The following is a 20,032-nucleotide window of genomic DNA, read 5'->3' as shown; positions in this document are numbered from 1 at the left end:
TATTTGATTTCCTATCTATTTATGGTATAGTGTATGCTATTTCCGCCCATAAAAAAAGCAGTACAGGCCTGACAGGCCTATACTGCTTGGGGATTCGTATACCTTATAAGATTACGTTTTTCTGATTTCCTGCCATGTAGGCGTCGATGTTGTCGAAGACGATGACGGCGCGTTTTTCCATGGATTCCTTCGTCGCAAAGGCTACGTGGGGCGTGACGATGGTGTTCTTGGAATGGAGCAGGGGATGATTCGTATCGAGAGGCGGTTCGTTTTCGAATACGTCGATGCCGGCGCCGGCGATCTTGCCGCTGTTGAGGGCGTCAGCCAGGGCCTGGGAGTCGACGACGGGGCCGCGGGCTTCGTTGACCAGGAAGGCCGTCGGCTTCATGTACGACAGCGTTTCGGCGTTGATCATGCCGCGGGACTGGTCCGTAACAGGGCAGTGGAGCGATACGATATCGGACTGTTCCATCAGTTCCTTCAGGGGAACGTATTTGATGAGCTCCGTATCGGCTTTATGGGAGAAGCCGTTGTAGGCGATGACCTTGGCGCCGAAGGCATGGACGAGTTCGGCGACGCGGTGGCCGATAGCGCCCGTGCCGATGAGGCCGACAGTCTTGCCTTCCAGTTCAGCGCCGATGAAGCCGGCCTTCGTGCCGCCGGCGCGGCAGGCTGCGTCTACCTGGGGCACGTAGCGGAGCAGGTCGAGGATCATGGCGATGGTCAGTTCGGCGACGGCGACTGTCGAATAGCCCGAAGCGTTGCTGACTTTGACGCCTTTGGCCTTAGCCGCTTCCAAATCGACGTGGTCGACGCCCGTAAAGGCAACGTTGATGTATTTCAGGTTCGGGCAGGCGTTGATGACTTCGCCTTTCAAGGGCATGTTGGCGATGATGAGGATATCGGCGTCCTTGGCTTCTTCGATCTGGACGGCCGGGTCGTCGTTGCGTTCGTAAGCGGCGAATTCATGGCCCTGTTCCCGCAGCGGCTTTACGTACGAATCGAGAAGTTCCTGGCTGATTCCCAGCGATTCAAGCAATACAATTTTCATGATGTTCAATCCCCTTTCGGTATAGAAATTATCTTGTTTCATTATACGCATAGATTGACGATAATGTAAGATATGTATTACCAAACGACATGGGGCGCCCTTCTATATGCAAAATTCATATGTCTATAACGTCTTCAGGGAGAGGCCTGTCGCCGCCATGAGTTCTTCCATAGAAGACGCGCCGACGTGCTTCGCCGCCTCGCAGACGATGAAGGCGCAGGCCCGGGCGTCGTCCAGGGCCTGATGGTGGCGGAAGGAAAAGCCCAGGAAGCCGGCCACCGTGTCGAGCTTGTGGTTGGGCAGATCGGGCCAGACCTTGCGGGAAATTTCCACCGTGCAGGCGTACGTCGCCCGGGGCGGTTCCAATTCGTACGTCTTGAGGAGGCTGCGCAGGACCCGCGTGTCGAACACGGCGTAGTGGGCCACGAGGATGCGGCCCTCCAGATGAGGCCGGACGCGGTCCCACAGGGCGTCGAATTTCGGCTTGTCCCGCACCTGGTCGGGCGTGATGCCGTGGATGCGGATGTTGTCCGGCGAAAAGGACATGTAGGGAGGGCGGATGAGGGTATAGCCTTCCCGGACCGTCTCGTAGTCCCGTACGGAAACGGCCGCCAGGGAGCAGGCGCTGTTGTAGTATTTATTGGCTGTTTCAAAATCGATAGCCGTAAAATCGAGCATGATAGTATCTCCTTGCAGCATATAGTATAATATGATGGTATTATACCACATCGACAGAGGAGAGGAATATGAATCCCATATCGCAGCGCCCCATCTGCCTTGAGGGCCGTCAGCTGACGTACGTCCTGGAGCGGAAGGCCGTAAAAAACATCAACCTCCGCGTCCGCCCCGACTTATCCATTTACGTATCGGCAGGGCCCCGCGTTCCCATAGAGCACATCGAGGCCTTTCTGCAAAAGCAGGGCCCCTTCATCGTGAAAGCCCTGGACGAGTACGTTTGCAGGAAAGCCCTGCCGGTGCTGACCTTGCGGGACGGCGACGGCCTGTACGTGGCGGGGACGGCCTGTACCCTCGACGTGCGCCTGGGCCTGCGCAATACGGTGCGCCGCCGCGGCCGGACCGTATTCATGGAGCTGGCCGACAACACCGTCGAGGAGCGACGCCATCTGTACCACGAGCTGCTGCGCAGGGAAGGGGAGAAGCTGTTCGCCGAAAGCCTGGCCCGCATCTTCCCCCAGCTTTCGGCCTACGGCATCGCCATGCCCAAGCTCCGCCAGCGCGTCATGCGCTCCCGCTGGGGCTCGTGCATGCCCGCCAAGGCCATCATTACCATGAACACCTACCTGGCCATCATGCCGGCGGAAATCATCGACCACGTCATGCTCCACGAGCTGTGCCACCTCGTCCATCCCAACCACTCGCGCCACTTTTACAACGTCATGACGATGATCATGCCCGACTGGAAGGAGCGCCGCGCCGCTATGACGCCGTATTTGCCGTACTGCGTGTAATTGCTATAGAAAGGAGCCAAATGATACATGGCCAGACACATTCGCCCTAGACGCAATCCGTATCCGCCAGTTTCTTTAAACCCTATGACCTTTTTAGATACGTCAAGCAATCGGTGGTCCGATCGTATCTTATTTTCTCCAAAGGAAGTATCTGAACTAACGGGTGTCCCTTTGTCGGGTATCTATGAGTTATGCTACAGCGGACAGCTGCAAGCCTTTAAAATTGGCAGCCGCTGGCGTATTCATCGTGAGGGATTGTACCACTACTTAAAACATCAGCTGGACACGGCGATTATCATATAAAGCGTCAGCCTCGTCTAACCCAACTAAATTTAGTCGTATTGCAAAAAAAATTGCGGAACTGTCATCTCGACAATTCCGCAATTTTTTATGTCTGCTGCCGTGTACAGCCTATCATAATTGGACTGTCGGCCGCTTTTCCAGCAGCGCCGGCTGGCCCTGCCAGAAGGTCATGATAAAGACCGGCTTGATGGCGTCGTGGTTGGCGTCCAGGGCGATCATGCCCGTCACGCCGTGGTAATCGATGGTCTTGGCCAGCTCTGCGGCGATTTTTTCCGGGTCTGCCGAGCCGCTGCGCCGCACCGCTTCGGCCACCATCATGAAGGAGTCGTAGCCCAGGGCGGCGTAGCTGTCGGGAAGCTCGCCGTATTTTTCATAATAGGCCTCGGCAAATTCCTCCGCCACGGGTTCGCTGGCGTCGTTGGCATAGTGGTCCGTATAGAACAGGTTCTGCAGATATGCCGGCGAGAGGGACTGAGCCATGCGCCGGCCGTTCCAGCCGTCGGGGCCTAAAATCAGGGCCGTAATGCCGGCATCGCGGGCCTTTACGATAAATTCCATGGCCTTTTCATCGTAAAAGGGCGCGTATACGACCTGGCACGGCGAAGCCTTCAAGGCCGCTATGGCCGCCGCAAAGCCGTCATCCGACGAGACGTCGGCGTAGACCGGGACCTGGCCGCCGTCGGCTAAGAAGGACTGCTTGAAAAAGGCCGCCAGCCCTTTGGAGTAGGCCTGCCGTTCGTCGTATACGACGGCAGCCGTGCGGGCCTTCAGCTGGCCGAAGGCGTAATCGGCCATGGCCCGCCCCTGATAGGAGTCGATAAAGGTCGCCCGGAACATGTACTCGTGGGCTTCGCCCGTCCCATGGTCGACGGTGATGTCGGGATTCGTGCCGGCCGGGCTGATAACGGGCATCTTCGCCGCCGTCGCGTCGCGGACGACGGCCAGGGCGCAGTGGGATAAATTCGGGCCGATCATCGCCACGGCATGACGGCTCGTCAGCTGCTTCACTGCCGCTTCGGCGTCGCCGGCGCTGCCGTGATTATCAACGGTGACGACCGCTACGGCCTCGTCCAGCAGGCCGCCTTCGGCGTTGATCTTATCGCGGGCCATGCCGATGCCCCGGGCCGTCGCTTCGCCGTAGGCCTTTTCCTCGCCGCTGAGGGCCAGGTTGACGCCGATGACGACGTTATGGGGCCGCTGGACGTAGGACGTGCCGAAGCCCAACGCGCCGACAACGATAAAAAACAAGATAACGCTGCCATAATATTTGAGTTTTTGCATAACAACCTGCCTTTCAAAAAAAGAGGCGGCGCCGCCCCATATCGGGCAGCGTCCCCTCATCTTTACGGCAAGAATAACAAGGGGTCGGTCGGAGTCCCTTGTACGCGGACTTCATAATGGACATGGGGCCCCGTGCTGCGGCCCGTGCTGCCGGCCAGGGCGAGGATGTCGCCGGTATGCACCGTTTGTCCCACTACGACGAGAACCATGGAGTTGTGACCATATCGCGTGACAAAGCCGTTGCCGTGATCGACTTCGACAAGGTTTCCGTAGCCGTCTACCCAGCCGGCCGCCGTGACCTCGCCGGCCGCCGTCGCCTGGACGGGCGTGCCGTAATCGACGGCAATATCCAGGCCTTCGTGGAAGCCCGTGCCGCCGCCGATGGGATTGCCGCGGTAGCCGAAGTTAGACGTAATCGTGCCGTACGCCGGCCAGATAGACGGCGTCGTCGACGATGCGTATTGCGCTGATACCTGCTGCATCTGCCGGACCTGCAGCCCCGCCGTATCGCTCAGTACGGTTTTCAGCGTAATGAAGCTGATAATGCGGGCGTTCGTTTTCGTTTCCAGACGGGCGGTGGCCAGCAGCAGGTCGTTGTAGTCGGCAGAGGAAAGATCCGGCCCTTTCTTCTGCGCCCCCGCTGTGCCACCGTCACCTTTTGGGCTGCTGCCCGTCCCTGCGCCCTTGACCATCTGGCGGAGCTCCTGGTCCAGGGCGTCCATCTTATCCATTTTTTCCTGGAGCGACGCCGTCTTTTCCCGCATGAGCTGCAGCTGCTGCTCGTGGAGCGCCTCCTGGGCCCGGGCCTGCTGCAGGGAAATAAACTGGTACAGGCCGAACCCGATAGCCGCGACTAAGACGACGGCCCCGGCGATGGCCGCCCGCAGCGCCGTCCGATACTGCTGCGGCGACAGGGTGACCGGCTCCGTCCCGGAACGGCGCAGGGCGCCGGCCAGGTCGGCGGCGGACTGCGTCATATTACGCCAACGGGCCCTAAGCCCCGTCATAATTTCCTGTAATTTCAAGGTCTATCCCTTCTTCAATCCTACAATACGGCGCTGCCGCGCCTGTTATCCTAATCCTTCCGGACCGGCTGCACGTCGCCGTGATAGTGCAGGGCCTGGTCCAGGCTTTCCTTTTCCTCTTCGCTCATGCCGTACAGGCATTTTCCCTCGACGATGGGCTTGGCAAAGATGCGCGACTCGCTGCGGCCGTATACGCTCGACAGGCAGAAGCCGTCGTCCTTGCCGTCCAGGACGGTGCAGGCGAAGCTCAGGTTGTTGCCGATGTTGTCGAAGGCGTTGTACCGCACGAAGCCGATTTTACGGAAGCAGTGGTTCTGCACGGCCAGGATATCCTTCTGAGTCTCGTGAATCCGGTCCAGCGTGTCCTGCAAGCCGTGGAGCTCCGCCACGTCCTCGCGCAGCTTGGCTTCGACGCTTTTCCCCGTTTCATCCTTCATAAAAAAGGTGTATTTTTCTTCCAGCGCCTTGATGCGCCGGTTCAATATGACAATATACGCCAGCAGCAACACCAGCACGAGCCCGGCGATGCCGGCCCCTATCGTGTACGCGAGCTGCGCGTCCAATCCGTAAAGCATGTCGTTCCTCCTGACAGGTCAATGACTTTCGTAAACAGGCCTGTTTTTGCCGATCACACGCGGAAAGAGGAAGGGGAGAAGGAATCCCCGTCTTCCGGCTCATCAGTCAAAATAGCCAGCAATCGTTCAAATTCTTCTTCTGAGGCAAAGGAAATCTCGATTTTCCCCTTCTTCTTGTTCCGGCCCAGACGGATGGCTACATTGGTACCCAAATGCATCTTCATCCGGTCCTGCATGGATTCCAGATAGGCGTCGGGCTCCGGCGCGTCCTTCGGCGGCTCTTCCCGGAGCATGGCCCGGACCATGGCTTCGACCTGACGGGCCGACAGCTCCTGGTCGATGATGCGGGCCGCCGCTTCCAGCTGGGCCTGCCGGGCCTTCAGCTGCAGCAGGGGGCGGGCCTGTCCGATAGACAGGACGCCGTCGATTAAATACTGCTGGATTTCCTCCGGCAGCTGGAGAAGGCGCATCATATTGGACACGTGGACCCGGCTCCGGCCGACCTTTTCCGCCGCCTGCTCCTGGGTCAGGCCGAATTCCTGAATCAGGGCGCGGTACGCCGACGCTTCTTCTACAGGGTCCAAATCTTCCCGCTGCAAATTTTCAATGAGGGCCAGCTCTGCCGACGCCTGAGGCGCGCAGTCCCGCACGACGGCGGGAATCTTCGTCAAACCGCAGAGCTTCGCCGCCCGCAGCCGCCGCTCGCCGGCAATCAGCTCGTAGGCGCCGCCCTTTTTCTGGACGACGACGGGCTGGATCAGGCCGTACTGCCGAATGGACTCGGCCAGCGACTGGAGCGCCTCGTCGGAAAAGGCCCGGCGGGGCTGCTTCGGGTTTGGGGAAATCAAGTCGATGTCGATTTCCAGGGCTGCGCCGTCGTGAGGCTCCGGATGCTCCTTCAGCCCCAGGGCCTGCAGGCCCCGGCCTAAGGGCTGGTTCTTGCCCAGTCCCATCTTCTTAGCCGACACGGCGTATCACCTCTTTCGCTAATTTCGTATACACCTCGGCGCCCCGCGAATGGGGATCGTATATCGTAATGGGCTCGCCGTGGCTCGGCGCTTCGCCTAGGCGGACGTTGCGCGGAATAATCGTGTGGAACACCTTGCCGCTGAAGTATTTCTTCACTTCCTCCGTCACCTGGATGGACAAATTCGTCCGGCCGTCGTACATCGTCATGAGCAGTCCCAGGAGCTGCAGGCGGGAATTCAGATTGTCCCGCACCATGTCCACGGTCTGCATGAGCTGGGCCAGCCCTTCCAGCGCGTAAAATTCGCACTGCACGGGAATGAGGACGAAATCAGCCGCCGCCAGGGCGTTGAGCGTCAGCAGCCCCAGCGAAGGAGGGCAGTCGATGACGACGTAGTCGTAGGACTTCTTCACCTGCCCCAGGTAAGCCTGCAAGGCCTTCTTCAAAATATACTCGCGGTCTTCCATCGTGACCAGCTCCACCGCCGCGCCGGCGACGTCCATCGTGGCCGGTACGAGGGATAATTTCTTTATCATTGTCGGCTGCACGACGTCTCCCATCGGCCTTCCTTCGATCAGGCAGTCGTACAGATTCGTTTCCAAGCTCGCCTTGTCGACGCCCAAGCCGCTTGTCGCGTTGCCCTGCGGGTCCAAATCGACGAGGAGCGTCCTCTTGCCGCTTTCGGCCAGACAAGCGCTTACATTGACGGCCGTCGTCGTCTTGCCGACACCGCCTTTCTGGTTCGTTATGGCGATGATATGCGCCAACACACCCACCTCATTCCCTGTATATAAAGTCAACTTCATTTTAAAGTCTATATTATAGTATAGCATAGTCAATGTCTCGTAGCCAGTGGTCAGCGAGGTATGATAACGTAAAGTTGCAGAATGATTTACGTATGGTTCCGTTGTTCCATCGCTAACCCAATCAGCCGGTCCGTTTGGTCGGCCATAAACAGGGGAATGTTCAGCATATCGTCGTCCAGCTTCAAATTATCCAGCGAAAACCGGACGCGGAGCTTCACCTGCTTTGGGAACAATTCCTTGAATTTCTTTAAGCTCTTGCTGGCTGTGTTTGCCTCGGATTTGACTTCGATTGGAAATATGTCGTTCTCCCGCTGAACTAAGAAATCTACTTCGTAAGGCGGATTGTTCTGGCTCCAGTACCGCGGAACGACTTCAAATTGCGTAAGCAAGGTCTGCAGTACGAAGTTCTCCGTCAGCGCTCCCTTGAACTCGGTAAACAAGCGATTTCCCTCGCCAAAGGCCGTCGGCGCCAGCTGAGCCAGCCGGCGGAGCAGCCCCACGTCTGCCAGGTAAATCTTAAACGCTGAAAGATCATCGTAAGCAGACACGGGCAGGCCCGGCGCGGTACTGCGGTAAATCTTATGCACCAGGCGGGCATCGACCAGCCACTGCAGGGCGTCCTCATATTCGCGGGCTCTTGCCCCTTCTTTGACTACTTTATAGAGAAACTTTTTATTTTCCCTCGCCAGCTGGGACGGGATCGATTTCCAGATCATCGAAATCTTGGGAAACTCGCTGACGTTGGGGTGCTTGGCAAAGTCTCGCTCATAGGCCCCCAGAATATCGGACAACGCCTCCTGCATGGCCTCCACATCCCGCGCCTCAGTCCACATCTTGACAGGTTCGGGCATGCCGCCGGTCACATAATACATTTTCAGCTTTTCGTATAAAGGATTAAAAAAGGCGTCGGGAATGGGCTCCAGGGTATTCACCGTTTCCAGATATGCTGCCAGGTTTTCATCCCCATTGGCCAGCAGGAACTCCGTAAAGGTCATGGGGTCAATCTGCATGAAGTTGACCTTGCCTACGGGGAACGAAGAGGGCTTTGCCAAAGCGATGCCCAAGAGGGAGCCGGCGCAGGCCACGTGATACTGCGGCGCATTTTCACAGAAATACTTCATGGAGTTCATGACCTTGGGGCAGTCCTGCACCTCGTCAAAAATGATCAGGGTTTGTTCCGGCACGATCTTTTGGCCGCTTGCCAGCATCAGATTCTGCAAAATCCGGTCTATATCCTTTGTCGTTTCAAAAAACTGCTTATATTCTTCATGTTCATCAAAGTTGAAATACGCCGTGTTTTCATAACAGCGTTTTCCGAATTCCTTCAGAATCCAGGTCTTGCCGACCTGGCGCACGCCTTTCAAAATCAACGGCTTGCGATAGGGGGAATTCTTCCATTTCAGCAGTGTATTCAATATCAATCGTTCCATAGGCCCACCTCATCACACTTTTATACGGTATTTAGTGTTGTTATATCACATTTTTATTGTATATTACTGGCCATGAAAATGACAAGGCCCATCACAAAATTATCAGCAGCCTCAAATTTTTATGGTATAATAAGACCATCGTCACACATCGTTCAGAAGACGACTACACTACACGAAAGAAAGGGAACCATCATGCCAGTATACGAAGGTACCATACCCTCCATCAACATGGAGCAAGTGAGAGAATACGCCGCCCAGCGGGGACAAGGGGATGCAGACGACGCCGTCGTCAGCGAAGCCTGCACCACGGCCCTGCGCCTGGCCGCGCCGAAGGGCGTCTTCCAGCAGGGATACTACGACGCCGCGTCCCATCATATCCTCTGCAGCGCCCCCTTTAAGCTGAAAAGCGAGCAAATCGTCCCGTATTTGGAACAGGCGCGCATCCTTCTCATGGCCGCCGTCACCATCGGCCCGGCTGTAGAAGAAGAAATCGACAAGCGCTTCCTCAACCAGGACGTCGCCGGCGGCATCGTCCTCGACTCGGCGGCAGCCGTCGCCACGGGACAGCTCCTGGACCAGCTGACCCATCACATCAACGAAATCTGCGAACCCAAGGGATATAAAATCCTCTGGCGCGTCAGCCCCGGCACGGCCGACTGGCCCATCGGCCAGCAAATGGACTTGGCCAACGCCGCAGGAGGCGGGCAAATCGGCCTGGCCGTCACGGCCGGCGGCATGCTCAGCCCCCGCAAAACCCTGACGGCCCTGTTCGGCCTCGTCCCGACGGAAGAAGGCTGCGGCGGCTCCTGCTCGAGCTGCTCCATGTCGGGATGCTGCGGCAGCTGCTGACGTATCTGCGGCAGCATATCGTCAGAGGAAGGGCAGAGAGCAGTCAACCTCTCTCACGGCACGGCGCCCGTATACGAAGCTTTTAATAGTTCGACATGCTCAGACTGATAAACAGCGGCTCACAGCTGCAGTTTATCAGTCTTTTTGTCATGGCCGTATGTATGGCCGCTGCAGGTATCGGAAGCCAGTCCCTTGACGGCACCTTCCAGCCTGCAGCACCGGTCTGCCAGCACTTCTGACAGCTGTACGCGCGGCCCCTTAGCTCCAGATTGGTTGCATGGGGTCCCTATGTGCATACGCATTCCGTAATAGAACCACCCATTGAAAGCATCCGTTCTCTCCCCAGTTAAAGCCAAGACGCTTAAAATGGCAGATGATAAGCGCGCTGGCCCCTGAAAAACGTGCGCCGCCAGACGTACAAAACGGCCCGGACATTTCACTGTCCGGGCCGCTTCGCCTCACAGGTCGCACGATACCATGCTGGTTCCTGCATCACGCTCCCTTAGGCTGAGGATACGGAGAAAATAGAGCAGCCTCTATGATGAACCCCTTCGGGTTCCATTCTTCCGGGACTACCTTCAAAACGTATCTTCCAGCACACGATTTGCCTTTTGGATAGACTGTTCTACGGCTGTCTTATTGATTGTATTAATATCGTTTTCATCATCACTTTTAATAACCAGTTCAACTTTACACATACTATAAAGTAAGCCTACAAGAAGAACGGTATTCTCGGTAATTATCTTTTCTTCTGGAGTAAACGTCTTCCAATCCCTATGGCCAAGAACCACAACTATTCTCTTCAGGTCGTCAAGGTGTCCCTGATAAATATCGTTTACCCTTGCCAGCGTGTCGTAATATGCATTCGAAGTCGTACGTATGTCCGCCAAATACATGCAAATGGCGTTGATTTTCTCCTCAGCTTTTTTCATCTGTTCCCAGGCTTTATCGGCTTTATCTGATAATTGGCTGCCTGTAAAGCTGAAAATAATCCCTCCAACCAGCAAGCCAACGCCCAGCGTAGCCGCGCTTAAGGCTGCGGCACCAGCGGCCATTCCGCCGCCGCCAGCGGCGAGAGTCCCCCCGCCCAGCAAGGCCAGCGTAGCATTGGTTGCAGCAGCCCCGCTCAGCGATGCAATGGCCGTCCCCGTAGAGGCCGTCCCTAAAGCCATCACAGCCGCCGTAGTCGCCCCGGCAGCAGCAAAGCCGCCTGCGGCGCCTAATCCAGCGCCGCCAAGGCCTCCAAGCAAAACACCTGCGCCCACAGAAACTTCCTTGATTTTCTCTCCATCGTACTTCGGAAGCTTGACGCCATTCTTCGAATAAGCGCCGAAAACCGGCCGATTCTTAATCTGCTCAAATACATCGGAAAACTCGCTGAAGCTATGGAGAATTTCCAGCTCCAACTTCCCAAGCGCATCCATAGCCTCAGCAGTAATCTCGTTCTCTTTCTCGAATTTTTTCATGTTTTTTTCGTGCTGATTTTTAGCAGACTCCATAGTGTCATTTGCGTCCTTCATTTTCTTGACACCATGCGCAGCTGCAGCTGCTCCGGCAGCACCAGCAACCACTGCCGCACCTTTTACGGCTAATGGAATTAACCAAAGTGGTAATGGCATACCTTATCCCTCCGCTTCTGATTTTAATAATTTACAACATGCATAATTGAGCTGTATATATGCTTCATAGCTCATTTGCTCCTTGAAAAAAGCCTCGTAACTCTCATCTACCCGGCATATAAGAGGTCTTGTTTCGTATATGGAGCACATATTTCCCCTCAGAAATCTGCAAACACCATCGCCATTATGCAGCGCCCTGTAAATCGGGGATCGGTGCAGGTTTCTGCAGCACTGACCACATGCATCGCATACAAACATCACGTAAACTCCAATGAAGAAGAAGCATCATTCATAAAGTCATCAAAATCTCCGCTGTACGGCAACGCTAAACCAAGCGACTTGTATTCGTTTCTCAGCAAGATGTTCAGATCGTCTTCAGTATCAGCCGCTTCCATCATAACAAGCAGCTGGTTATATTGCTCCGTTTCCTTCCTGAACAGCTCAGCATCCAGTTCCTCAAGCTGCTCCAAATACAAAGCCAACGCCTCGTTGATTCTGATATAGGCGTCCAGCTGTTTCTGCAGCGGGAAACTAATTCCCAAGCGGATGCAAACCTCTCTAAATACTAGAAAAAGCAGGCGATACCATGCCACGATATTTAATCGCAGAAAGAAATTGACACAATTACCTCCAGACCGAATGGCCGCATCTGCTCCGTCCATTAGGCACAACATGCCGTTTCCAATAATAAGCATGATTCTGAGATCGTCATGTCTCTTAGAGGGGATGCACTCACGCAGCGGCCGCTTATAATAGAAATACCGTTTGATTGCCCAAATCAGCTTTATGGACAAATCACAGAGAACCACAGGAATAGCCATGGTAAGACCAAATCTTGCATCATAGCCTTCTTGAAATACCTTAGTAGCCACTGTCGCCAATGTATTGCGGTGTTGACCGACTGGAAAGCTGCCGAAATCACATAATTGGAACAATTCATAAAAGGGAATAACCACGCCGCTTCCTCGGCCAACGGCACCAGAACTGCCAGCCACATCAGACATAATGTGACCAAACCAATTTGCTGTACCGCAAAAGAGCTTTGATATAAAATCATGCCCCTGCAGCTCATACGTCTCAGTCTGAATGGTAATTAGCTGTCCATTATGCAGAAAAGAGGACGTGGAGGTAAACTGATTTAAAACAGAGAAAAACAATCCAATAATATCTGGAGAGTGGGCTAACGACTTCATGTGATGATTCTTTGCAGACATCGGAAATAGTCCGCCTACATCTCCAGAATGACGCTGATCATAGTTTACGGGAAACTTCTTTTCTAAAAACCCAATCGCGCTGGCAGCGCTATTTTCTTTTCCCTCCCTCGGCGACCAGCCGCAGGTTTTCGCAAACAACATTACCGTCTTATCGACCTGTGCATCTGTCCAATGCAGAAGTTTACTATCAGCCGGTGATCCCACTAAAAAAATATCTACCAGCCCTGCGGCAGCACCGCAGGCAATGGAAATCAAATAATCATAGGCATCACACTTGTCATGATAAAATACGGCTTCTAAATTCGTCTCATTCCGGATAGTGCCAATATTCAAACTACTCACCTCCATTTCTCCCGGCCTGGCAAACAGCCCCTTTGGGTTTGATAGAGCATCAGCATTATATATACGGTGCAGCAGATATGCCCGGTATTTATACGGGCAATATAAATATCTGTTCAACCAGTGTAAAACTGGCAAGAAGTTAAGTAAAATTATTGTATCATGGGACAAAAAAATTTTCTATGCCGCGCCAGACAAAGGAAAAAGCCGGCCCCCATATAGGCCGGCTTTTCCTCATGTTGTATTGTTATGGTGAAAATCCAAAAATCTCTTAGAAGATGTCGTGCAAGATGATGGTCTGGCTGCGGTTCGGACCGACGGAGACGATGCCCAGGGGCACTTCCGTCAGTTCGCTGATGCGTTCCACGTACTTGCGGGCCGCTTCAGGCAGTTCTTCATAGGTCTTGCAGTCCGAAATGTGGCATTTCCAGCCGGGCATTTCTTCGTATACCGGTTCGACCTGTTCCAATACGTCAAGGCTGGCCGGGTATTCTTTGAGCAGCTCGCCCTGGTATTTGTAGCCCGTGCAGATCTTGATCGTGTCGAGGTCGTCGAGGATATCCAGACGGGTGATAGCCAGGTAGTCGAGGCTGTTCAGCATAGCCGCGTATTTGACGACAGCCGTATCGAGCCAGCCGCAGCGGCGGGGACGGCCCGTAACGGTGCCGAATTCATGGCCCGTGTTGCGGAGGTATTCGCCGATTTCGTTGTTCTGTTCCGCCGGGAAGGGGCCTGCGCCGACGCGGGTCGTGTAGGCTTTGACGACGCCGACGATGTTTTCCATGCGGCGGGGGCCGACGCCGGAGCCGGTGCAGGCGCCGCCGGCCGTCGGGTTGGAGCTGGTGACGAAGGGATACGTGCCGTGGTCGAGGTCGAGCATGGCCGCCTGGGCGCCTTCAAAGAGGACCTTCTTGCCTTCCTTGACGTACAGGTTGGCCGAGTAGTTCGTATCCTTGACGTACTGGCGGATCTGGTCGGCGTAGCCCAAATATTCCTTGAGCATCGTATCGTAATCGAAGCCTTCGCAGCCGTAGTATTTCTCAAATAAGCGGTTCTTCAATTCCAAGTTGACGCGCAGCTTTTCGGCGAAGACCTTTTCGTCCATCAAGTCGCCGATGCGGATGCCGACGCGGTTTACTTTATCTGCATAGCAGGGACCGATGCCGTTTTTCGTCGTGCCGATCTTGGCGTCGCCCTTGAGCTTTTCGTCTTCTTCATCGATGCGGATATGGTAAGGCATGATGACGTGGGCCCGCGTGGAGATTTCCAGCTTGCTGATCTGCACGCCCTTGGACGTCATGCCTTCGATTTCTTCCAGGAGGACGGCCGGATTGACGACGACGCCGCTGCCGATGATGCAGGTCTTATCGGCAAACAAGATGCCCGACGGCAAAAGACGGAGCGCAAAGGATTTATCGTCGACGACGACCGTATGGCCTGCGTTGTTGCCGCCTTGGGAACGGATGACAACGTCCGCTTTCTGCGCCAAATAATCTACGATTTTACCTTTACCTTCATCACCCCACTGGGTGCCTATTACCATTGCTGTAGCCATATATTCAACATCCCTTCACTAACTTTCAAATTAACAAACACTTATATTATACACGAAAACGGGCTGAATTCCTATTCTCTTGCGAAAAATATATACAAAAGGCCGGGAGAATTTGGCATGGCTTCCATTTTTTGCATAGTTTTTACAGTATTGCGGTAGAAAACCCCGAAATTACCTTGCTATGATAGGGTATACATGGAAAAAATTGCAGTAAAACAGAATAAAGGCAGGGATTTTCATGGCAAAAACATACGTAATCGACACGAACGTACTCATCCAGGCGCCGTACGCCCTTCAATGCTTTGAAGAGAACCGCCTCGTCCTTCCGCTGGTCGTCCTGGAAGAGCTGGACGGCCTGAAAAAGGCCGACGGCGAGCGGGGAGCCAACGCCCGGCGGGCTATCCGCTTTTTGGAAAAGCTGCGCCTCCAGGGCGACCTGCTGGGCGGCGTGGCCTTGCCCACAGGAGGGACGCTGCGCGTCGAGGCCAACTGCTCCGATGTCGAGCTGCCGGCGGCCTTGCCCGACGACAAGGCGGACAACCGCATCCTCAAGGTCTGCCAAGGCCTGAAGGAAGAAGGGCCTATCCTCGTCACCAAGGATCTCGTCCTGCGCCTGAAGGCCCAGATCCTCGGCATCGAAGCCGAAGATTTCAGCACCGAGCAGGTCATCCCCGAGGAGGATCAGTACACGGGCCGCCTCCAGTGCTACGTGCCGGAGGACAAGTTCAAGGATTTCAAAAAGAAGGGCGTCCCGACGAAGGACGTCTACCTGTCCGACGCCGAAGGGAACACGAGCCGCCCGGACCTGACGGAAAACCAGTTCGTCATCTTAAAGGCCGACCAGTCCCTGCGCAAAACCCACTTAGGCCGGGTCAAGGGCAAAAAGATCGTCCCCCTGGAATACAAAAAGAGCCAGCCCTACGGCGTCAAGCCCCGCAACTCGGGCCAGTATTTCCTCCAGGAAGCCCTCATGAAGCCGGCCGACGAAGCGCCCCTGGTCATCGTCAAGGGCCAGGCCGGCACGGCCAAGACCTTCTACGCCCTGGCTGTCGGACTGGAGAAAATCGTCAACCGCCCGACCGGCGAGTACCGGCGCATCCTCGTCTGCCGTCCCAACGCCCAGTTCGACTCGGACATCGGCTTTCTGCCCGGCGACGAGCAGGAAAAAATATCACCCCTCATGCGGCCCATCATCGACAACCTGGAGCAGCTCATCGACGCCAGCGAGGAAGAGCGCTATGAAAACGAATTGGAGCTGAAGGACAAAATCGACGAGCTCTTCGACCGCCACGTCATCCAGACAGAGGCCCTCAATTTCATCCGCGGCCGCTCCTTCGTCAAGACCTACCTCATCATCGACGAGGCCCAGAACATGACGCCCAACCAGGCCAAGAGCATCATCACCCGGGCCGGCAAGGGGACGAAGATCATCCTGCTGGGCGACCCGAACCAGATCGACAAGCCCTTTTTGGACGAGCGGACCAACGGCCTGAGCTACGCCTCGGAAAAGATGAAGGGCAGCCCCCTGTGCTTTCAGATCACCATGACGGCCGACGAATGCGAGCGCTCCGAACTGGCCTTAGACGCCGTTCAGCGCCTGTAAATATAAGGAAAGGATAAGGGAAGGCGCGCCGCACAGGCGGAGCCAAGGCCTTCCCTGCACAGCACGACTATGAAAAAATTCACCTATGAAAACGTAATGAACGCCAAAGAACTGAACATCTACCTCGAACAGGGCAACGAAGTGCTCGGCGTCCTGGGCTACACGGAGCATTCGCGCCGCCACGCCGCCAAGGTCGCCGTCACGGCCGGCAAAATCCTGAAAAAGCTCGGCTACGACGAGCACACCGTCGAGCTGGCCCGCATCGCCGGCTACATGCACGACCTGGGCAACTGCATCAACCGCGTCGACCACGCCCACACGGGAGCCCTCATGGCCTTCCAGTTCCTCCGCCATTGGGGCGCGCCGCCTGAGGACATCGCCGTCATCATCACGGCCATCGGCCAGCACGACGAGGGCAGCGGCACGGCCGTAGACCCCGTATCGGCGGCCCTGATCCTGGCCGACAAGACCGACGTGCGCCGCAACCGCGTCCGCAATCAGGTCCGGGAAACCTTCGACAAGCACGACCAGGTCAACTACGCCGCCATTTCGTCCAAGCTGAAAATAGACCCGTCCAAGAAAGTCATTACCCTGGAAATCGAGCTGGATGAAACGATCTGCTCCATGATGGACTATTTTGAAATCTTCCTGCAGCGCATGCTCATGTGCAAGCGCGCCGCCGAACGGCTGGGCCTGCGCTTTAAAATGACGGCCAACGGCAACAAGATCTGCTGACCTGACCATACGCCGCCTCCGACCCTCTATGCCGGAGGCTTTTTCACGCCTTTATCCCATCCAATCCCCTCCAAGGTAGTCACATCGCCTCAATTCATCATGACAATTCGCAATACATATTATTCACACATAGAAAAAGATTAGATTTTTGCGGAGATTTAGTTTATAATGATGAATAAAACTTAAAACCTTTTTTGATTACCAAGGAGAGATTGCCCATGTTATTTGATAGATGCCGTATCGGCGGTATTGACGCGGCGTGTCCCATCGTCCGCTCGGCTACCTTTGAAGGGATGGCCGACGCCCAGGGATACCCTACGGATAAATTAGCTCAGATGTACGAACGCCTCGCCGACGGCGGCGTCGGCGTCATGATTACGGGAATGATGGCCGTCAGCACGCTGGAACCGCGGCAGCACCGCCAAATCCGCATCGACGACGACAGCTGCGTCGCCCCGCTGGCGGACATGGTACGGCGCGTCCACGGCCGCGGCGGCAAGATCGTCGCCCAGATCGTCGTCATGGGCTCGTCCATCATGATGCCCGAAGGGGAAGGGCGCATCATCGTCAGCCCCAGCGGCGTCACGGAGAAATTAGGCAAAATCGAACAGGAATCCCACGCCCTGACGACGGACGAAATCGCCCGCCTCACAGAAGACGCCGGCCGCGCTGCCCTGCGGGCCAAGGAAGCCGGCTTCGACGGCGTGCAGTTCCACAGCGCCCACGGCTATTTGGCCAGCAAGTTCTTATCGCCCTATTTCAACCGCCGCGAAGACGAATACGGCGGCAGCCTGGAAAACCGGGCCCGCTTCCTCTTGGAATGCATCGCCTCGATCCGCAAACACGTCGGCCCGGAATACCCCGTATGGGTAAAGATCAACAGCGAAGACTTCATGAAAGAGGGGGGCATGACCTTCGACGAAAGCCTGCAGGTCATGGAATGGCTGGCCGACGCCAAGGTCAGCGCCATCGAAGTGAGCGGCGGCAACATGTCGTCCCTGCCGCGCAAGGGCCCCATCCGGGCTATCCGCCGCACGAAGGAGCCCATGTATTTCGTCCCTTACGCTGAAAAGGCTGCGGCGAAATTAAAGGGCCGGACCGATGTCGGCGTCATCGGCGGCTTCCGCCAGGTCGGCGAAATCGAAAGCTGCCTGGCAAATACGGACATCGCCTTCGTCTCCCTGTCCCGGCCCCTCCTGCGCCAGCCCGACCTGCCCAAGCTGTGGCGGGAAGGCAGCACGGAGCCTTCGGCGTGCATTTCCTGCTCCCGCTGCTTCGGCGCCGAAGACGTGGACTGCATTTTCAATAAACAAGAAAAGGCCTGACCGATAAAAGGATTTTGCCCCCTTAGCCTCGAATACTATGTACAGGCGGGAATTTCCGCCTGAAAGGGAGGGCAGCGCGTATGGGCATCGTCGTCATAACGGCAGCCGCCGTATTATGCGCGGCGGCCGTGCTGTTCATACCCTTTACCTATCATGTCAGTATCCGCACGGGCCGGCCGTTCCGCCTCTGTATCCGGGCCGGCTGGTTCGGACGGGCCCTGGCCGGCACCTGGGATTATACCTGGGGTCAGCGGCCCGTTTCGTCGGTATACATAGGCTGGAAGCGGCAGGCCGGACCGCCGCCGGACCTATCGGAAGATACAGCGAAAAAAGGGGCTGACCAGGCCGCCGAGGCCGTCCGGCAGCAGGCGGAGACAGCCGGCGCCGTGACCTATGAATCGCTGAAACAGGAAGACGACAGCGGCGCGCCGAAGACGGCAGGCTTTCATTGGAAGCCCCTGGTCTTCAACAGGGACTTCGCCGCAGCCTTCTTCTGCTGGCTGGGACGCATCCTGCATCATTCGCGGGTCCGCTCGCTGGACATCCGCGGCGTCGTCGGACTGGGGCAGCCTCACGAAACGGGTATCCTTGCCGGCGCGCTGTACGCCGTCGTCCCAGAGGCCATCGGCGGCCTGCGCTTCGACTACCTGGAAGAACGGTACGACAGCACGATACGCGGCAGCGGGACCCTGTATCCGGCGGCGCTGCTGTGGTATTCGGCGCTCTTTATAGCGTCCCGTCCCGTTCGCCGTCTCATCGCCGGCTGGCATGCATCGAAAAGGGGAGAGCATCATGGACAACACGATAAAAAACAATCTGGAAACGATCTTCAATAATTTCAGGGAAATGATCAAGGTAGAAACCGTCGTAGGACAGGCCGTCCAAATCGGCGGCGCGACGATCATTCCCTTCGTCGACGTCACCTTCGGCTTCGGCTCCGGCTCAACAGACGGTCAGGGCAGCCGCGCCGGCGGAGGCGGCGGCGCGAAGCTGGAACCGGCGGCCGTATTGGTCATCAAGGGCGACAGGGTGGAAATGTTTTCCATCAAAAAGGACGGCTATCAGGCCTCGGCCTTTGAAAAGCTCATCGCCATGGCTCCGGAAATCATCGACAAGATGAAAAAGGATAAATATATTTACATCAAAGACGAAGACGAGGAACCGGCGGGCCCGAAGGAAGAAAAGTAATCCCTGAGGTTACAAAATTGTCTCAGTTTTGCGGGGCCCGTTGTAGTTTTTCAATGAGTCTGATATAATAAAAAAACGAAATAAAGTTAAATCTATTCAACGCAGGAGGATTGTTAGAATGAAATTGAAAAAGCAGATAGCTTCTCTCGCAGTAATCGGTATGATGAGCGTAGTGGCCGCTACGTCCGCCTTTGCGGCCGGCGTCGGTTACGTCAACTTCGATACCTTGATTTCTTCTCATAAAGATTATCCGAAAGTCAGCGCTCAGATGCAGGAAGCCATCAAAAAAGCCGACGCAGAATTTACGAAAAAAGCTGCCAACATGAAGACGGACCAGGAAAAACGCGATCTGGCAAGACAGCTGAACCAGAACATCGCCGAATTGGAAAATAAACTGGTCGTTCCCATGGAAAAAGACGTCGTACAGGCCGTCGACCAGGTCCGCAAGAACAAGGGCTTAGACGCCATCGTCGTTCAGGGCTCCATCATCGCCGGCTTCGAAAACGCGACAGACGAAACGCAGGAAGTCGTCAATATCCTGAAAAAATAAGGAAACCTACTCCAGTAAAAATACTCCCGCTCAGGGAGTATTTTTTTATCTATGCCCCATAGGCCCCGGCAAATCCAGCAAAATCCCTGCCGATTGCCGGGCAGGCGGATACCCTCGCCTCGGTATAGATACTTTGCAGCCGACGTAT

Annotated in this window: 20 protein-coding genes; 8 read left to right on the top strand and 12 right to left on the bottom strand. The window is 55.7% G+C overall.

The genetic code is table 11. The features are described from left to right. Positions 1–103 precede the first annotated feature (103 nt). Both B5F80_RS08730 and B5F80_RS08725 read right to left on the bottom strand, forming a co-directional pair. On the bottom strand, positions 104–1,051 hold the full coding sequence (locus B5F80_RS08730) for a 2-hydroxyacid dehydrogenase (RefSeq protein ID WP_087478445.1): 948 nt from the start codon (positions 1,049–1,051) through the stop codon (positions 104–106). Positions 1,052–1,174: 123 nt separating this feature from the next. Further along, positions 1,175–1,729: a 3'-5' exonuclease gene (locus B5F80_RS08725; protein ID WP_087478444.1), complete on the bottom strand. Its 555-nt coding sequence runs from the start codon at positions 1,727–1,729 to the stop codon at positions 1,175–1,177. Positions 1,730–1,797: 68 nt separating this feature from the next. On the opposite strand from B5F80_RS08725, the gene B5F80_RS08720 reads away from it, so the two are divergent. Further along, positions 1,798–2,520, top strand: a complete 723-nt coding sequence (locus B5F80_RS08720) for a SprT family zinc-dependent metalloprotease (RefSeq protein ID WP_087478443.1) — start codon at positions 1,798–1,800, stop codon at positions 2,518–2,520. Between the two features lie 414 nt (positions 2,521–2,934). Here B5F80_RS08720 and B5F80_RS08710 read toward each other — a convergent pair whose 3' ends face one another. From B5F80_RS08710 to B5F80_RS08685, 6 genes are all read right to left on the bottom strand, one after another. Next, complete coding sequence (locus B5F80_RS08710; RefSeq protein WP_158099973.1) at positions 2,935–4,104, bottom strand: ABC transporter substrate-binding protein; 1,170 nt, start codon at positions 4,102–4,104, stop codon at positions 2,935–2,937. Positions 4,105–4,166: 62 nt separating this feature from the next. Next, entirely contained in the window at positions 4,167–5,129 is a 963-nt protein-coding gene (locus B5F80_RS08705; RefSeq protein WP_239386337.1) for a M23 family metallopeptidase, read from the bottom strand. Between the two features lie 50 nt (positions 5,130–5,179). Then, positions 5,180–5,704 (bottom strand): DUF4446 family protein, encoded by a 525-nt coding sequence (locus B5F80_RS08700; RefSeq protein ID WP_087478440.1) that lies wholly within the window; start codon positions 5,702–5,704, stop codon positions 5,180–5,182. A 53-nt stretch (positions 5,705–5,757) separates the two neighbouring features. Next, positions 5,758–6,672 (bottom strand): ParB/RepB/Spo0J family partition protein, encoded by a 915-nt coding sequence (locus B5F80_RS08695; protein ID WP_239386336.1) that lies wholly within the window; start codon positions 6,670–6,672, stop codon positions 5,758–5,760. Further along, positions 6,662–7,438, bottom strand: a complete 777-nt coding sequence (locus B5F80_RS08690) for a ParA family protein (protein WP_087478439.1) — start codon at positions 7,436–7,438, stop codon at positions 6,662–6,664. Before B5F80_RS08690 ends, B5F80_RS08695 begins: the two co-directional genes overlap by 11 nt. A 125-nt stretch (positions 7,439–7,563) precedes the next feature. Next, positions 7,564–8,907 carry an ATP-binding protein gene (locus B5F80_RS08685; RefSeq protein WP_087478438.1) on the bottom strand — a complete coding sequence of 448 codons (1,344 nt, stop codon included), beginning with the start codon at positions 8,905–8,907 and terminating at the stop codon, positions 7,564–7,566. A 192-nt stretch (positions 8,908–9,099) separates the two neighbouring features. On the opposite strand from B5F80_RS08685, the gene B5F80_RS08680 reads away from it, so the two are divergent. Beyond that, the gene (locus B5F80_RS08680) at positions 9,100–9,756 is read left to right on the top strand and encodes a hypothetical protein (RefSeq protein ID WP_087478437.1); all 657 of its coding nucleotides are present in this window, start codon (positions 9,100–9,102) and stop codon (positions 9,754–9,756) included. Positions 9,757–9,875: 119 nt separating this feature from the next. Here B5F80_RS08680 and B5F80_RS11370 read toward each other — a convergent pair whose 3' ends face one another. The 4 genes from B5F80_RS11370 to B5F80_RS08660 all read right to left on the bottom strand — a co-directional run bounded on the left by B5F80_RS11370 (position 9,876) and on the right by B5F80_RS08660 (position 14,483). After that, the gene (locus B5F80_RS11370; RefSeq protein ID WP_204246378.1) at positions 9,876–10,058 is read right to left on the bottom strand and encodes a hypothetical protein; all 183 of its coding nucleotides are present in this window, start codon (positions 10,056–10,058) and stop codon (positions 9,876–9,878) included. Positions 10,059–10,334: 276 nt separating this feature from the next. After that, positions 10,335–11,375 carry a hypothetical protein gene (locus B5F80_RS08675; RefSeq protein WP_087478436.1) on the bottom strand — a complete coding sequence of 347 codons (1,041 nt, stop codon included), beginning with the start codon at positions 11,373–11,375 and terminating at the stop codon, positions 10,335–10,337. Between the two features lie 257 nt (positions 11,376–11,632). Further along, positions 11,633–12,922 (bottom strand): hypothetical protein, encoded by a 1,290-nt coding sequence (locus tag B5F80_RS08665; protein ID WP_087478434.1) that lies wholly within the window; start codon positions 12,920–12,922, stop codon positions 11,633–11,635. Positions 12,923–13,199: 277 nt separating this feature from the next. Beyond that, positions 13,200–14,483, bottom strand: coding sequence for an adenylosuccinate synthase (locus tag B5F80_RS08660; RefSeq protein ID WP_087478433.1), 1,284 nt, complete (start codon positions 14,481–14,483; stop codon positions 13,200–13,202). A gap of 238 nt (positions 14,484–14,721) precedes the next feature. Between B5F80_RS08660 and B5F80_RS08655 the strand changes: the two genes are divergently transcribed. From B5F80_RS08655 to B5F80_RS08630, 6 genes are all read left to right on the top strand, one after another. Next, positions 14,722–16,086: a PhoH family protein gene (locus B5F80_RS08655; RefSeq protein ID WP_087478432.1), complete on the top strand. Its 1,365-nt coding sequence runs from the start codon at positions 14,722–14,724 to the stop codon at positions 16,084–16,086. Between the two features lie 69 nt (positions 16,087–16,155). Beyond that, a complete protein-coding gene (locus B5F80_RS08650; protein ID WP_087478431.1) occupies positions 16,156–16,821 on the top strand; it encodes an HD domain-containing protein in 666 nt (221 codons plus the stop codon). A 218-nt stretch (positions 16,822–17,039) separates the two neighbouring features. Then, positions 17,040–18,146, top strand: a complete 1,107-nt coding sequence (locus tag B5F80_RS08645; protein WP_087478430.1) for an NADH:flavin oxidoreductase — start codon at positions 17,040–17,042, stop codon at positions 18,144–18,146. Positions 18,147–18,226: 80 nt separating this feature from the next. After that, positions 18,227–18,982 (top strand): hypothetical protein, encoded by a 756-nt coding sequence (locus B5F80_RS08640; RefSeq protein ID WP_087478429.1) that lies wholly within the window; start codon positions 18,227–18,229, stop codon positions 18,980–18,982. Then, the gene (locus B5F80_RS08635) at positions 18,939–19,334 is read left to right on the top strand and encodes a spore germination protein GerW family protein (RefSeq protein WP_087478428.1); all 396 of its coding nucleotides are present in this window, start codon (positions 18,939–18,941) and stop codon (positions 19,332–19,334) included. Before B5F80_RS08640 ends, B5F80_RS08635 begins: the two co-directional genes overlap by 44 nt. A gap of 118 nt (positions 19,335–19,452) precedes the next feature. Further along, the gene (locus B5F80_RS08630) at positions 19,453–19,884 is read left to right on the top strand and encodes an OmpH family outer membrane protein (RefSeq protein ID WP_087478427.1); all 432 of its coding nucleotides are present in this window, start codon (positions 19,453–19,455) and stop codon (positions 19,882–19,884) included. Positions 19,885–20,032: the final 148 nt, after the last annotated feature.

The organism is Megasphaera sp. An286, from assembly GCF_002163455.1.
Lineage (GTDB): Bacteria > Bacillota > Negativicutes > Veillonellales > Megasphaeraceae > Megasphaera > Megasphaera stantonii.
This window is presented reverse-complemented; position numbering and strand designations above follow the sequence as displayed.